Source organism: Acidiferrobacterales bacterium (assembly GCA_028820695.1).
Taxonomy (GTDB): Bacteria; Pseudomonadota; Gammaproteobacteria; order Arenicellales; family JAJDZL01; genus JAJDZL01.
In genome coordinates this window covers 113678-128125 of the sequence record JAPPIB010000049.1, presented here as the reverse complement: position 1 = coordinate 128125, position 14448 = coordinate 113678, and the positions used below count along the sequence as shown (strand labels likewise).

The window sequence follows — 14448 nt, the reverse complement described above, 5'->3', positions numbered from 1 at the left end:
TATTATACCGGCAGGGCTTTTCTTGTTTTTGACTTGTCTAAAGAGATTTCAGGGCGATGCTTCCAGCGGACTTTCGATTGACCGTTCAGGGAAGAGCGAGTCAGTCAGGTGCAAGGTGAGCGGAAAAAGATTGGTGCGGTTCTGCCATGAACAGGATGGATCGCCATTTGAGTCTGACTCGCCTGATGCTTGAGCCAAAGCCTTCTGCGGACGCAAACATGAACTGACTTTATGGCATAATTTCTGTCCCGGATTGGACTCGATTCGGGCATGACAGACTTTTGAATTCCCAACCGAACATGTCCAAGAAAATCGTACTCGCTTACTCCGGCGGATTGGATACATCTGTCATCCTACGCTGGCTTCAGGACGAGCGCGGCTATGAAGTCGTACCGTTCACCGCAGACATCGGTCAGAATGAGGACCTCGATGTCGTCAAGGAAAAAGCAACTGAACTTGGTTGCAAGGAGATTTTCGTTGAGAACCTCACCGAAGAGTTCGTCCGCGACTACGTGTATCCCATGTTTCGCATCAACGCGCTGTACGAGGGTGAATACCTCCTCGGCACATCAATTGCGCGGCCTCTGATCGCCGCTCACCTTGTCTCAATTGCAAGGAAAACAGGGGCTGAGGCGATCGCACATGGCGCAACCGGCAAGGGCAACGATCAAATCCGATTCGAACTCGGAGCATACGCGATGATGCCCGATGTCAAGATTGTCTCGCCTTGGCGCGAGTGGGAATTTCAGTCGAGAGAGGATCTGCTTCAGTACGCTCAACAGCACGGAATAGCCGTCGACAGACGCGCGAGCGGCAAGGCAGATTATTCGATGGACGCAAACATCCTGCACATCTCCTATGAAGGTGGAGAGCTTGAAGATCCCTGGGCGGAGCCGCCGGCAGACATGTGGAAGTGGACAAGAGATCTCAAGCACACGCCAGATGAGCCGCAGGATGTTGAAATCGAGTTTGAAGCCGGAGACGCAGTTGCCGTGAATGGTGAGTGCGGGTCGCCGGCGGCAATCCTCTCGACCCTGAACGATCTGGGAGCTCGACACGGTATCGGCCGTATCGACATTGTCGAGAACCGGTATATCGGAATGAAGTCCAGAGGCTGCTACGAGACACCCGGCGGAACGATACTGATTAAGGCCCATCGTGCGATGGAATCGATCACGATGGACCGGGAGGTCGCCCACCTGATGCATGACCTGATGCCACGTTACGCCAAACTGGTCTACAACGGCCTTTGGTGGAGTGCCGAAAGGGTTGCGCTGCAGAAACTCATCGACGAAAGTCAGCAGTATGTCAGTGGCAAGGTGCGCCTGCGTCTTTACAAGGGCAACGTCATTGTGACAGGAAGGAAATCCGAAGCCCATTCCATGTATGATGAGGCAATTGTTTCCTTCGATGACGAAAGTGGCGCGTATGATCAGTCGGACGCCGAGGGATTTATAAAACTGAATGCCTTGCGCCTGCGGGTAGCAGCTGCTCGGGGCAGGAAACTGTAGACACTCGTACTTTGCACCATTGTCGTGTCGCATCCGACCGAGCCGTTTCAGCATCAGACCGTATCAATCGTCGTCCCGGTACGTAACGAACCGCCACAAGTCCTGCGACAGATCAACGCCCTGGTCAATCTGCAATGCGTTGTGGAAGTCATCGTCGTCGATGCCAGTGAACGTCGACTGCAGTCCGCCTTGGCCGAAATTCTGGATCCGTCGATTACCCTGATCCGAACTGAAACTGCGGGTCGCGCCGCCCAGATGAATCTCGGAAGTTCGCACGCCTCGGGCCAGATCCTGTGGTTTTTGCATTCCGATTCAACAGTGCCTGCCGACGCGGCAACGACGATTTCCAATTCCGTGACCGACAGTTGTCCCTGGGGTCGATTCGATGTGCAGTTCCGCAGTTCAGCTTCATTGATGCGACTGGTGGCCAAAATGATGAACCTGCGATCCGCACTGACCAATATCTGCACAGGTGACCAGGCCATCTTTGTGGATCGAGCCGTTTTCGCGCAGGTGGGCAGCTTTCCGCAAATCGCCATCATGGAAGATGTAGCCCTGTCGCGAAAGTTGAAGTCGACCGGTTCGATGGTGAGAATCCGCACACCGATCCAGACATCAGCCCGACGATGGGAAAGTTGTGGTCATCTTCGCACCATCGTGCTGATGTGGATGATGCGGCTGCTTTACTGGGCCGGGGTCTCACCGGACAGACTGGCCAGATTGTACAGGCAGGTGCGATGATGGACCGCCCTGCCCTGATGCTGTTCACCAAGGCTCCCCTGCCCGGGCGCGTCAAGACTCGCTTGCTCACCCACACAACGCCTGAAACGGCAACTGCCATTGCATTGGAGATGATTCGGGACACGTTGTCGATTGCCGCCGACTGCTGGCCGGGACCTGTCAGATTGCTGGTCAGTCCAGCCAAAGCCCCTTCGGAACTGACTGAAATGGCACTCAGATATAATGTAACCTCAGGCACCCAGTCTCAGGGTGACTTGGGGCAAAAAATGCAGTCTGCGATCCGCGAAGGGCTTGAATCATCCACTGCTGTTGCCGTAATGGGCTGTGACATCCCATTGGTGACCGCAGACATTCTGGAATTTGCATTTGAATCCCTTGCGAAAGGTGCGAATGTAATCGGACCCAGTGCAGACGGTGGATTTTACCTGATCGGCACCCATCAATGCGTACCAGGCATGCTCGACAGCATTGCCTGGAGTACCGATACAGTGCTGCAGTCGGTACTGGCGCGTTCAGAGCAACTCGGAGTCAGATTCGATGTGCTGTTGCCATGCCTGAATGACATCGACAGTTGGGAAGACTTTGAACACCTCGCAAGTATCGTTCCCAAGTATCGTAGATTTCTAGAACAACCCCACTTGGAACAAGAGTCAACGCAAAGGTTCAACCGGTGAGTTCGCGATTTTCATCGATCAGGGCAACCTGGAAAAATTCGAGACTGTCCAATCTCGACCTGCCTGACTCATTTGCGGTCATGTCAGCCAGGGTATGGATCAGGAGGTTACGGTCGTCGTCTGCCCGATTCATGGTTTTTCTGCTCAAGACAGTCGGATATCTGCCCAGACGAATCATCCTATTGTTGGGCATCGTTGCCGGCTGGCTGCTCTATTCCAGCAACCGCAAACGACGCAACATAGCCAGCAAGAACCTTGAGATCTGCTTCCCGCACTGGCCGGTCGAAAAACGTCGGCAGGTCGTCCGTCGACATTTCAGACACTTCGGTCAGGCCATTCTTGATTTGGGGATGATCTGGTCCGCCAGCAATGACCGGCTGAATCGTTGGGTGAACCTCACGGGATTGGACCATTGCCTTCGTGCACAGAAAGACGGACGCTCGATTATTCTCATCACGCCTCACGTCATTGCGGTTGATATGGCCGCAGTCATACTGTCACAGCACATTCCACTGTGTACCATCATGAAGGACCTGAGAAATCCGGTATTCAACGAGCAGGTGATCTCCGGGCGGTCACGTTTCAACCTCAGGATCTACAAGCGAGTTGGCGGAATCGGACGCATGGTACGGGACTTGCGACGAAAGCGCAATTGCTACTACATCCCGGACCAGGACCTGGGTACCAGGAACTCGGTTTTTGTTCCGTTCTTTGGCGTACAGACCGCAACACTGTCCACACTTGATCGAATGGCCCGGCTGGGCGACGCGGTGGTGATGCCGACATACGCCTATCTCGACCCTAATACCGGTCGATACGAGATCACCATAAAGCCACCCTTGCCGAATTTCCCCACAGATAACCCTCAGACCAATGCCCGGCTCATGAATTCGGCATTTGAAGATATCATCTATCCTGCACCGGAACAATATATGTGGACCCTGCGATGGTTCAGAACCCGACCCGAAAATGGACCGCCACTATACTGAACCTCACTTGAAGCATAAGTTCTTCGGCCTGTTCGGCTCGATTTTCTGGTACTGTTCGTCAAAACTGCCAGGCCGTTTGCGCTGGCACCTTGGCGGAGTGTTGGGCAGCGCTCTTTTTGTACTGCATAAGGATAGAAAGTCGGTTGTAATGCGAAATCTGGAACTTTGTTTCCCCGAAGTTTCCGCGGATGAGCGCAATCGGACCGCACTTGAGACTTTCCGCTATGCGGGACGCGGCATACTGAGTTGGGGATTCGCCCTGTTTGCACGCCAGCGGCGAATCCACAAGGAAGTCGAGTGGCACGGACGTGAAACTCTAAATACCCATCTGGGTACAGGCGAGCCGTTGATTCTGCTTTGCCCTCATTTTGTCACGCCAATGCTGACGTTACGCTCAATCGGGGAACTTTCCCCGGTAGTCGCAATGTATGAGCCTCCCAAGAATCCAATCTTCGACATGGGTTATCACTGTGCGCTGACCGGCATACAGAGTTCGTTCGGCTGGCTGAATTTTCTATATCGAAAACGGGGCGAACATGAAATCAGAATGTGTTCTTCCAAGGGGAGCATGCGACCATTTTTCGATGCAATGAAGAATGGAATTCCCTTCTTTTTTCTGCCCGATCAAAACGCGAAAAATCTCAAGCATATGGTATTCGCTCCCTTTTTCGGCGTGCCTGCAGCGACTTATACCTCCATGTCGAGATTCATCCGATTCAGGATGCCGCGTGTTTTTCTGTGTTTCTCAGTCATCAAGGATGGCGGCAGCGGGTATGAATTGCATACGGAACTCCTGCCCGAGGATTTCTTTGTCGGGGATGAGACCGAAGATGCACAGCGACTGAACGCAACTGTCGAAAAACTCATTCGCAGGGCACCGGAACAGTATTTCTGGCTGCATCGCAGATTCAAGGCGCGCCCTGCGGGCGAGCCGCCCATCTATTGAGAGTCAATCAGTCGCGCCAGTATCTCGGCGTCACCAGAATCAGCAAGGTGAGCAGTTCCAATCTGCCAAGCAGCATCGTAAACGCCAGCACCCACTTGGAAGCGGGCGAAAGTTCCTGGTAGTTTTGCGCCGCGTCTCCCAACGCGGGACCTAGATTGTTAAGACAGGCTGTCACCGTCGAATAGGCGGTGATCATGTCGAGTCCGGTCGCCATCAGCACCAGGGCGAGAATCACAAAACTGACTACATACAACACAAAAAAGCCCCATACCGCGTTAATCACCCGATCGTGGACAGGGGCCTGATTCATTCGGATGGGAAAAACCGCATCCGGATGGATCAATTGCAGAATTTCCCGTCTCCCCTGCTTGAACAGCAAAATGACTCGAAAGACCTTGACGCCGCCGGCTGTGGAGCCGGTGCAACCACCGATAATGCTGACGGCCAACAGAAAAGCCGGCAGGAAAAGCGGCCAGGAAGAGAAGTCGGTTGTGGTGAACCCAGAAGTTGTCGCAATTGATATGGCTTGGAACAATCCATGTTTGATGGTGACCGAGGAACTCTCGTAGTGATCGTATGCCAGCACCAGGACGACCGCCACCATCAGGGCGGAAATCAGCAAAACCGACAGATACGTTCGAAGCTCAGCATCTCTGAGGTACTGTCGAAAACTCGAATCACCCGCAAAGGTCGAGGTATGGAACGGGTTCCTCCTGGATCGTCGGTCCCTGAAGCGCGCCCGGATTCCGCTCAGGACGCGAAATCCTGAAGACCGGCTGAGCACCCGAAAGTGAAGAGCGAAATTGATTCCGGACAGAATCATGAAAACGAGGGCAACATATAAGATCGCGTCATTTTCAAAAAACGCAAAACTCGCATCATGTGTGGAAAATCCGCCGATGGCAATGGTCGAGAAACTGTGCGCAATGGCATCGAACGGGGTCATGCCGGCCAGCCAGTAAGCCAATGCACAGACCACGGTAAGGCCAAGGTAGATGTACCAAAGTGCCTTGGCCGTTTCCTTGATTCGCGGCGTAAGTTTGGTGTTCCTCATGGCACCGGGCATTTCGGCCCGATACAGTTGCATGCCTCCGATTCCCAACATGGGAATCACCGCAACCGCCAACACGATAATGCCCATTCCGCCCAGCCATTGCAGTTGCTGCCGATAGTACAGCACGGACTTCGGCAGGTCGTCCAATCCTGTCAGCACCGTTGCCCCAGTCGTTGTCAGGCCGGACATCGATTCAAAGAACGCATCGGTAAATCCGATGTGCAGGTCTTCCGAAAGCAGAAATGGCAGTGTTCCGGCGACAGCCAGTGAAATCCAGTATGCCGCTACTGTCAGAAATCCCTCACGCGGTCCGAGTTGTGTAGGCTTGTTGCGAACCGGAAACCAGATGATCACGCCGGCCGCGAGGACCACCGCGAACGAGACGACAAACGCGAACAGCGAACCGTCCCCATAGAAATAGGATATGGCAATCGGCGGTATCAGCGAGACGCTGAACATCGCAAAAAGGATGCCGACAACCTTCAGTACCGCCTCGTAGTGCATGAATTCCGATGTTGATCAGTTGGCGATTTGAATTCGTCTTACCACAGCGGTCCGGGCTCGAACAGTTTCTGCACCCGCTCGATCTGCTTTTGCTTGTCACCCTTGTCAACGATGAACAGGATCACGTGGTCCTCGTCCTCAATCACAATGTTGCTGTGCGCGATCAGCACCTCATCCTTACGCAAGATCGCGCCGACGTTCGCGCCTTCCGGCAACTTGAGTTCGCCAATGGTGCAACCGACCACCGTGGAATCCGACTCTGAACCATGCACCACGGTTTCGATGGCTTCCGCCGCTCCGCGTCGAAGCGAGTGAACAGCAACCATGTCGCCTTTTCGAATGTCCTGTAACAGTGCGCTGATCGTAAGCAGACTGGGCGAGATCACGCTGTCGATGCCAGTGTGTTCAAGCAAGGCGGCATAAGCTGAATTGTTGATCAGCGCCATGGTTCGCTTGGCGCCGAGCTGTTTAGCCATCATGGCAGACAGGATATTGACCTCGTCTTCGTTGGTTACCGCACAGAACACATCGGTTGACTCGATATTTTCCCTCATCATGAGATCCTTGTCCGTCGCATTTCCGTGAACGACAGTTATACCCTCGGCAAGCTGGTGCGACACTGTAGTCGCCCGAGCCCGATCATACTCAATCAGCTTGACTCTCCATTGCACCTGTTCCAACTCGCGCGCGAGCCGGGTTCCGATGTTGCCGGCACCAACCAGCATCACTCTGTTGCCATACGACATCTCAACCGAGCGCAACTCCGTCATGATGTTGGTGATGTGTTCATGCGCAGCAACAAAAAAGACCTCATCCTTCGGCTGTATGACGGTATCTCTTTTGGGAATGATCGGTCTATCCTCGCGATAGATCGCAGCCACCCTGGAATCAACTGTGGGCAGATGTTCGCGCAATTCCTCAATTCGATGACCGACGAGCTTTCCGCCCTCATCGGCCCGGATTGCAACCAACTGAACCTTGCCGCCCGCAAACTCAACGATCTGGAGTGCGCCGGGATGATTGATCAGCGTCAGGATCTGACGGGTTACCAACTGTTCCGGACTGAAAATGGAATCGATGGGAATTTTCTTCGAGTCGGCTTCGCAACCGAACAACTCGTCCTTGCGCTTGTGAAATTCAGGGTTGCGCAACCGTGCTATGACCGTCGGACGACTCCCCAGCATATGCGCCAGCTGGCAGACAAGAATGTTTGTGTCATCATTGTCAGTGACTGCGAGCACCAGATCCGCATCAACAATGTCTGCCTCATCCAGCGTCTCGGGGTCACACGCGGTGCCACAGATGGTCTTGATATCGAGATATTCCAGTTTCTGACTGAGTGCTGTCTCGTCTCGGTCAATCAGGGTAATATCGTTCTCCTCATGCGACAGCGTCTCGGCAACACTGGACCCGACGGCGCCTGCACCGAATATCACAATCTTCTTCACGAGGAACTATCCGTATTGTTTTGCGCGCCTTCGTATCCGGGACCCACTTCAATACCGTGTTCCTTCAACTTCCGGAACAGACTGGATCGATGAAGGCCTGTCTTCTTCGCCAGTTCCACATAGCTTTCGAATTGCTTCAGGTTATGCAGCAGATAGGATCGTTCGAATTGGGCCCGCGCATCCCTGAACGACAAAGAGTAGTAGTATTCTCCGCCATTGTCAGGCATCACCTGTTCCTGCGGTACGATGCGCTCGACCAGAAGCGGTGTAATGTCGGTATCGGATACAGTTTCTGCGATACCGTCTGCAAGAACCTGTCGAAGAACGCTGGTCAGTTCCGATAGATTTCCACCCCACGAGTGATTGCGCATGCAGTTCAGCGCGCTGGTCGAAAACCGCTTGTACGGAAGATTTTCCGAACGACTCAGATAGTCAGTGAAATATCCGGTCACTTCCGGTATGTCCTCCCTGTATTCTTTCAATGCGGGTACATTGACAGTCATCCCGGCCATCCGATTCAGGATCTCGCGTCTGAAGTAGCCGCGTTCAACTGCTGCGAAAATGGAGTCCGACACGGTTGCAACGACTCGCGGAATGCCCGCGGACGAGTCTTGCTCCGACATCCCGGATAATGCATTGATCACACCCAGCAATTTATTCTGACGATGTCCATCATAGGTATGGATATCCGACACCACTATCGTTCCGTTCTCAGCTTTTGCAACAAGTTCGGAGACTGTCGGCTCCCCCGCTTCCGAGGTAAGCTGGTCGTAGTCGACGCAGGGGGCTGTTTCGCCGCGACTTGCATTGTGAATCATTCTAGCGATGGTACGTTTTCCGCTGCCTGCCTCACCGACGACGAGAACATTTGATACAGTGGACGAAGCAATCTCGATCTGCTTGCGCAAGAATTGCATAACCTCGCTATTTCCGACGAGTTGCAAGCCACCCCGGTCAACAGTCGCTGATACCGTCCTGTGAGAGCCTGCAGTACCGGACCTGACTGCGTTTCGCAAAGTGATGTCAAGCCGGCCGGCGGAAACCGGCTTCTCAAGATAGTCGAATGCACCCAGCTGAACCGCTTCAACGGCTGTCTGAACCGTACCATGCGCTGACATCATGACGACCGGTGTGTTGAAATCTTGCCGACTTGTCCACTCCTTCAGAAGCGTAATGCCATCCTTGCCGGGCAGCCAGATATCAAGCAGGATTGCGTCGAATCGATTCAGTCTCACGGCTGAGCTCGCAGCGGCTGCATCGTGCACCGACGTGACATGATAGCCATAATCCTCAAGAATATCTGCGATCACGTCTCGAATATCGAGCTCATCGTCTACGACCAGAATGTGACTCTTGACATTTACCATAGATCAGCAAATTACGTAACGTACCCGCTTAGCAGTTCAACCATGCGCGTGGGGCTGCCCAGCCTTCAGCATGATGGTGATTTGGGCACCGCCATCGGGGTTATTTGATAGTTCGATGTCGCCACCATGTTCGTCAACAATCTTTTTTACGATGCTCAGACCCAGTCCCGACCCCTTGTCGGGTTTCGTCGATTCGAAAAGTCCAAAAGCGTTGTCCAGCATATTCTGACTGAAGCCGGGACCGTTGTCGACAAACTTCAATCTGATGGCGTCCGGTTCAATATATTTTGTTTCGATCCTGATCGTCAGACTTTTCAAGCCCCCTGCGGCATCCTTGGAATTGATCAGGATATTATTCATGACCTGCAGCATCAGATTGGGATCGCCGCTGATATGCGGCAGTTCAGGATCAAGCTCCCTTTCAACCTGGATGTCTTCGTCCCCCTCAAAGTGAAAAATGATCGCATCACCGATCAATTCGTTCATATCAATCCGCTCGAAAGCAAGATCCTCAGGTAGATTTGCATATTCTTTCATACTCTGCGCGATTCTGATCAGCGCGTTCAACTGCCGATCAATCGCCTTGAATGCCCGGTCCAATGAATGACTGGTCTCGCTGGGCAGATTCAGGTCAGTCTTCAGCTTGATCCGATCAACCGCCAGGCGAATCGGTTGCAGCGGATTGAGAAGTTCATGGGAATACTTCTTCGCCACCTCGGTCCACGCTTCAAACCGCTGCGCCTGTACCAGGTCTGTAATGTCTTCAATCACAACAACATAACTCACATGTTCTGTCGTCTCGCCTGGAATTCTCGTTGCACTGTAATTCAGTATTTTCGTCTCCTGTCCGGAATTGATTGCAACACTGTCATTCCATTGCTCCCGATCAGCAAGCATGCCGTCCTGAATGGGCGACAGCAATGGCTCAAGATGCGGGCAACTTCGTATCGTCGCGTCGAGCAAGCGTCTTTCAAACCATTCGACGTCGACTCCCAAGATTGATGCCGCAGCGAGATTGATGTTGCTCGCAGCGGTTCTATTGTCAATGAACATCACGCCCGACGACAGATTCTGCAAAACCACTTCCAGAAATGATCGCTGCTCCTCTATCTGTTCCTGTGATGTCTTGATCCTCTTTGTCATGTCGTTGAATGACTCGACCAGACTGCCCAGATCATCTTTGGTTGTAACCGGCAAAAGCCGCTCATAGTTACCTGCAGCAACCTCCCGGGTCCCCTCCGACAGTGCCTGAATCGGCTGTACCAATCGGTTCGTCACCTTCATCACGATCCCTATGGCGAGCAAAAGCACAACCAGCATGATCAACGTGAGCGTCATCACGAAGTTGATCTGTATCGGCTTGCGCAGAAAGATAAGCCGTTCGTAGCGGGCCTCGACGGCACTGATCTGTTCCGCAAGATTTTCGGAACTCTCACTGAGTTTCTGGATGACCTGCAGGTAGCGATCGGGATTCGTTCCGGTTTGCGGGACCGGGATCAGCAGTCTGAGCATCGGTCCTTCGTCCGGGAGATTGAAAATCTCAAGTTTCGGTTCCCTGCTCAACTGTCCCTGCCCCGACAGCAAATCTCCGACCAGCCTGTTGGAGGGGTTGATTGGGACCAGGGACTCAACCCGAACCGATTCCGCGCTGGAGGCTATGATACCGGTCGGGCTGCCCGGGTCGGAAAAGTAGGTAACCTCCTCAAAACTCCCAGCAATTCTGGCGTCAAAAATTATGCGCGGTATGTCGTGTGGATTATCAGTGGTTTTCAGCTGCTCCACATACTCACTCAAGTCCAGCACCATATTCTCCTTGAACACGTCCAGAAAAAACTCCTGGAGTTTACTTGCTTCCGACACGGTGTCCTTGACCTGTTTGTCGACCCAACCGGAAATCAGCCCCCGAACCGAAAAGAACGTAAAGCAGTAGATGACACTCAGCGAAAGAAGCGAGACAATTACAAAAGTTCTGAGGATTCTGATTGCGAGATGTGTTCCGGCGACACGTTGATGCACCCGGACCCACAGGCGGCGTATGTAGATTGCGATAAATACTATGAGAACCGCAATGCTGATGACGTTGAAAAGATATACGAATGTGAGATTGTCTTCGAAGTCCTCAAGCGAAATGGTACTGACACCCGAGAACACCAGTGTCGCCAGCACTGTAGCCACGCCCGCAAGTGTCAATACAAGCGGTACGATCTGCTCAACTCTGGAACGGGCTTCACTCATGGCAACTCGAACTCTGTCCACTCAGTGGAGAGTTTCCACGACTGCTTGAACTGGACGGTCGTACTGACCACAGATGGCAATGCCGAACGATCAAGATAGATCCTGCACTTGCCTCGGTATCGGATGTCCGGTTGGTTGGCCTGATCGTCAGGAACAACAATCATGTAAGCTCGCTCTTTACCCAAGTTGGTGAGCGCATCGTCAAGCCGATCGTAAATCATGTCCAGATTTCCGTCAGACGACCTGATCTCGTAACCGCGATAGATATTGGAATTGCTGATTGTGTAGATGACATCCGTGTCGACAACAAGATCGTCCCAAAAATACTTGCGCACCCGGTAGATCCTTACCTGCACCTTTAGATTGACGTCGACATTCGCCTGTATGGCCTTGATTACCTCTTCTGTCAGGACGAGATCTGCCGCCATCTTGATCCTGACCTCATTGTCCTGACGCGTTGCGTCGAAGAAGGTAATTGAAAATCCGAACGCTGGAGAAGCAATCAGCAACGCCATCAAAACCACCGCAACGAGGCTCGCCCTTTTTGCAAGCCTGCACTCGCGTACCATTGCGCTGGCGAACATCATTGTCTCCGACATCTCAAGGCGGCATAGAAAAAGCCGTCTGAATTGTCCACGCCCTGAAGTCGCTGGCGACCATTGCCGGTTTGCATGCCGAGACTTTCAGGCAAAGATTCAGCTTCAAGCTCGGGATGCCGCCTCAGCAGGTCCGAGACCTGTCCCTCGTTTTCTTCGTGCACAATGGAACAGGTTGTATAGATAAGTTTTCCGCGGCTGTCCAGCAGCGGCAGCAACGCCTCCAACAGTGTCGACTGTACGGACACGCTGTGTTCTATGTCCTCGGGTCGACGATGATGCTTGATATCCGGATGTTTGCTGATAATGCCGGTGGCTGAGCACGGCGCATCAATCAGGATACGATCAAACGGCTTGCCGTCCCACCATTCGTCGGGGCGCGAGGCGTCCGCCACAATGACCGTCGCGCTTCGACCGGTACGGTGCAGATTGTCCTCAATTTCCGTACATCGACCCCCATCCACATCGACCGCTGTGACGGAATCGAGATCGGGACATAAGTCCAGCATGTGCAACAATTTGCCGCCTGGCGCTGAGCAGGCATCAAGTACACGGTGACCGGGCTGGAAATCCATGAGTGGCGCAACCAACTGAGAAGCCGGGTTCTGTATCGAAACCTGCCCTTTTTCGAATCCGGGCAATTGTTCGACGCGAACCCGCTTTTGCAGACGAATTCCAAATGGAGACGTGCGGTCTGCCACCGCCGGAATATCGTGGTCTGCAAGAATGTCCAGATATTCCTCTACGTTGCACTCGCTGGTATTCACACGAAGAAACATTTCCGGTTTGGAATTATTCGCTTGCAGTATTTTACTCCAGTGCTCGGGCCACTGTCGCTTCAGCACCTCAATCATCCACGCCGGGTGCGAATATCTGACAGTGTCATCTGACTGCGCCTGAGCGCAGTGTTCCTCCCGGTTGAGCAGGAATTCCCGCATCACCGCATTGATAAAGGGACCCGCCCAGGACTTACCAAGTTCCTTGACCGCCTGAACAGTCTCGTTGACACAGGCATGTGCCGGCACCCGGGTGAATTCCAGCTGGTACAGGCCGGTGAGCAGCAAATAGTGAACGTCGCGATCTTTGCGTCTCAGCGGTCTTGCCACAAGAGAGCTGGCGTACCCATCCAGCCGCCAGAACCATCGGGTGACGCCGTTTACGATTTCCGCAATCAACTGCCTGTCGGCGTCCTTATGGCCCGCCAGCGCGGTATCAAGCGTCCGGTTCAACTGCTGTCCGCGGTGCACCACCCGCTCGATCGCCACTGTGGCGGCCAGTCGAGGATTTTTGCTGAACTTTCCTGTCAATTGCGGTCAAGCGCCTCACGCGGTGTGAATCTCAACCCTTCCGCAATCGGATTTCCGGCAAGAAAATCTCGGATCTTCATTCGATTCCTGCCATCTTTCTGCACAGTCTCGAGTCTGACCGCACCCTGTCCCGTCAATACCACCACCTGTTCGGTGTTCGAATGGATCACGCTGCCGGGTTGTTCGCCGACATGACCAGGTTCGCAAACCTGCGCCTCCCAGATGCGGACTCGGCTGCCCTGCAACCAGCTATGCGCCACCGGCCATGGATTGCACGCACGGACCTTGCGGACAATTGACGCGGCGGAACTGTCCCAGTCGATCACCGCGTCCGCCTTGGTCATTTTCGCCGCATAGGTCGCTTCATCCTCGTTTTGCGGAATCGACCGCAGTTGGCTCTCCGAAATCATCGGCAGCACTCTGATCAGCTCCGTTGCGCCTTCGCGAGCGATCCGGTCTTCAAGTGTGGCTGTGGTATCTTCGGCTTTGATTTCGACTTTGGACTGTGACAGGATGCCACCGGTATCGAGACCGCGATCCATCTGCATGATTGTCACACCGGTCTCAGTATCTCCCGCCTCAATTGCACGGGCGACCGGTGCGGCACCGCGCCAACGCGGTAACAGCGACGCATGAACGTTCACACAGCCCAGCGCAGGTCCTGACAGCAATGCTGCCGGAATCATCAAACCATAGGCAGCGACAATGATCAGATCGGGTCGGTAGGATAGCAACTTCCCCACCGTATCGCGGTCGAGCCGATCCGCTTGAATAACCGGTATGGCGTGTTCTGTCGCAAATGACTTGACGGGCGGCGGTGACAGTTTTTGTCCGCGGCCTCGCCTGCGATCTGGCTGGGTCACGACGGCGGCCACATGAATGTCCGAATTCACCAACCGCTCAAGACACGGAATGGCGAACGTCGGCGTGCCGGCAAATATAACTCGAAGCGTCATTGTCGATTCAGGGCTGCAACGGCGCATTCAACCGGTTTCGGCGAGCCGAATGCCGCGGGTCTGTCAGACCCGGACAGGACTTTCGCGTCGACGTAATCTGGCTGCTTTCTCGAATTGTTT

The 14448-nt window shown here is 53.7% G+C and carries 12 protein-coding genes; 5 read left to right on the top strand and 7 right to left on the bottom strand.

Annotated features, from left to right (window positions below; genetic code table 11):
• Positions 1–299 precede the first annotated feature (299 nt).
• From OXI60_08245 to OXI60_08225, 5 genes are read left to right on the top strand one after another with little or no spacing between them, the layout of a single operon-like run.
• A complete protein-coding gene (locus OXI60_08245) occupies positions 300–1511 on the top strand; it encodes an argininosuccinate synthase (protein MDE0309803.1) in 1212 nt (403 codons plus the stop codon).
• A gap of 24 nt (positions 1512–1535) precedes the next feature.
• Positions 1536–2252, top strand: a complete 717-nt coding sequence (locus OXI60_08240; protein MDE0309802.1) for a TIGR04283 family arsenosugar biosynthesis glycosyltransferase — start codon at positions 1536–1538, stop codon at positions 2250–2252.
• Entirely contained in the window at positions 2249–2926 is a 678-nt protein-coding gene (locus OXI60_08235) for a TIGR04282 family arsenosugar biosynthesis glycosyltransferase (GenBank protein ID MDE0309801.1), read from the top strand. Before OXI60_08240 ends, OXI60_08235 begins: the two co-directional genes overlap by 4 nt.
• Positions 2923–3915: a lysophospholipid acyltransferase family protein gene (locus OXI60_08230; GenBank protein MDE0309800.1), complete on the top strand. Its 993-nt coding sequence runs from the start codon at positions 2923–2925 to the stop codon at positions 3913–3915. Before OXI60_08235 ends, OXI60_08230 begins: the two co-directional genes overlap by 4 nt.
• Positions 3896–4861 carry a lysophospholipid acyltransferase family protein gene (locus OXI60_08225; GenBank protein MDE0309799.1) on the top strand — a complete coding sequence of 322 codons (966 nt, stop codon included), beginning with the start codon at positions 3896–3898 and terminating at the stop codon, positions 4859–4861. The genes OXI60_08230 and OXI60_08225 overlap by 20 nt, the downstream gene beginning before the upstream one ends.
• A gap of 7 nt (positions 4862–4868) precedes the next feature.
• On the opposite strand, the gene OXI60_08220 is transcribed toward OXI60_08225, so the two are convergent.
• The 7 genes from OXI60_08220 to fmt are packed head-to-tail and all read right to left on the bottom strand — an operon-like array spanning position 4869 to position 14328.
• Complete coding sequence (locus tag OXI60_08220; protein MDE0309798.1) at positions 4869–6419, bottom strand: TrkH family potassium uptake protein; 1551 nt, start codon at positions 6417–6419, stop codon at positions 4869–4871.
• Positions 6420–6457: 38 nt separating this feature from the next.
• The gene (trkA, locus tag OXI60_08215) at positions 6458–7867 is read right to left on the bottom strand and encodes a Trk system potassium transporter TrkA (GenBank protein ID MDE0309797.1); all 1410 of its coding nucleotides are present in this window, start codon (positions 7865–7867) and stop codon (positions 6458–6460) included.
• Positions 7864–9234 (bottom strand): sigma-54 dependent transcriptional regulator, encoded by a 1371-nt coding sequence (locus OXI60_08210; protein ID MDE0309796.1) that lies wholly within the window; start codon positions 9232–9234, stop codon positions 7864–7866. The genes trkA and OXI60_08210 overlap by 4 nt, the downstream gene beginning before the upstream one ends.
• 36 nt (positions 9235–9270) lie before the next feature.
• Positions 9271–11490, bottom strand: coding sequence for an ATP-binding protein (locus OXI60_08205; protein ID MDE0309795.1), 2220 nt, complete (start codon positions 11488–11490; stop codon positions 9271–9273).
• Positions 11466–12053 carry a DUF4390 domain-containing protein gene (locus OXI60_08200; GenBank protein ID MDE0309794.1) on the bottom strand — a complete coding sequence of 196 codons (588 nt, stop codon included), beginning with the start codon at positions 12051–12053 and terminating at the stop codon, positions 11466–11468. The genes OXI60_08205 and OXI60_08200 overlap by 25 nt, the downstream gene beginning before the upstream one ends.
• Entirely contained in the window at positions 12053–13372 is a 1320-nt protein-coding gene (gene rsmB, locus OXI60_08195; protein ID MDE0309793.1) for a 16S rRNA (cytosine(967)-C(5))-methyltransferase RsmB, read from the bottom strand. The genes OXI60_08200 and rsmB overlap by 1 nt, the downstream gene beginning before the upstream one ends.
• Positions 13369–14328 (bottom strand): methionyl-tRNA formyltransferase, encoded by a 960-nt coding sequence (gene fmt / locus OXI60_08190; protein MDE0309792.1) that lies wholly within the window; start codon positions 14326–14328, stop codon positions 13369–13371. The genes rsmB and fmt overlap by 4 nt, the downstream gene beginning before the upstream one ends.
• Positions 14329–14448 lie beyond the last annotated feature (120 nt).

Excerpts from the sequence above, each read along its gene's own strand:
- OXI60_08245 (MDE0309803.1), top strand. The coding sequence starts at position 300 with ATGTCCAAGAAAATCGTACTCGCTTACTCCGGCGGATTGGATACATCT.
- OXI60_08235 (MDE0309801.1), top strand. The coding sequence starts at position 2,249 with ATGATGGACCGCCCTGCCCTGATGCTGTTCACCAAGGCTCCCCTGCCC.
- OXI60_08225 (MDE0309799.1), top strand. The coding sequence starts at position 3,896 with ATGGACCGCCACTATACTGAACCTCACTTGAAGCATAAGTTCTTCGGC.
- OXI60_08220 (MDE0309798.1), bottom strand. The coding sequence starts at position 6,419 with ATGCACTACGAGGCGGTACTGAAGGTTGTCGGCATCCTTTTTGCGATG.
- OXI60_08210 (MDE0309796.1), bottom strand. The coding sequence starts at position 9,234 with ATGGTAAATGTCAAGAGTCACATTCTGGTCGTAGACGATGAGCTCGAT.
- OXI60_08200 (MDE0309794.1), bottom strand. The coding sequence starts at position 12,053 with ATGTTCGCCAGCGCAATGGTACGCGAGTGCAGGCTTGCAAAAAGGGCG.
- fmt (MDE0309792.1), bottom strand. The coding sequence starts at position 14,328 with ATGACGCTTCGAGTTATATTTGCCGGCACGCCGACGTTCGCCATTCCG.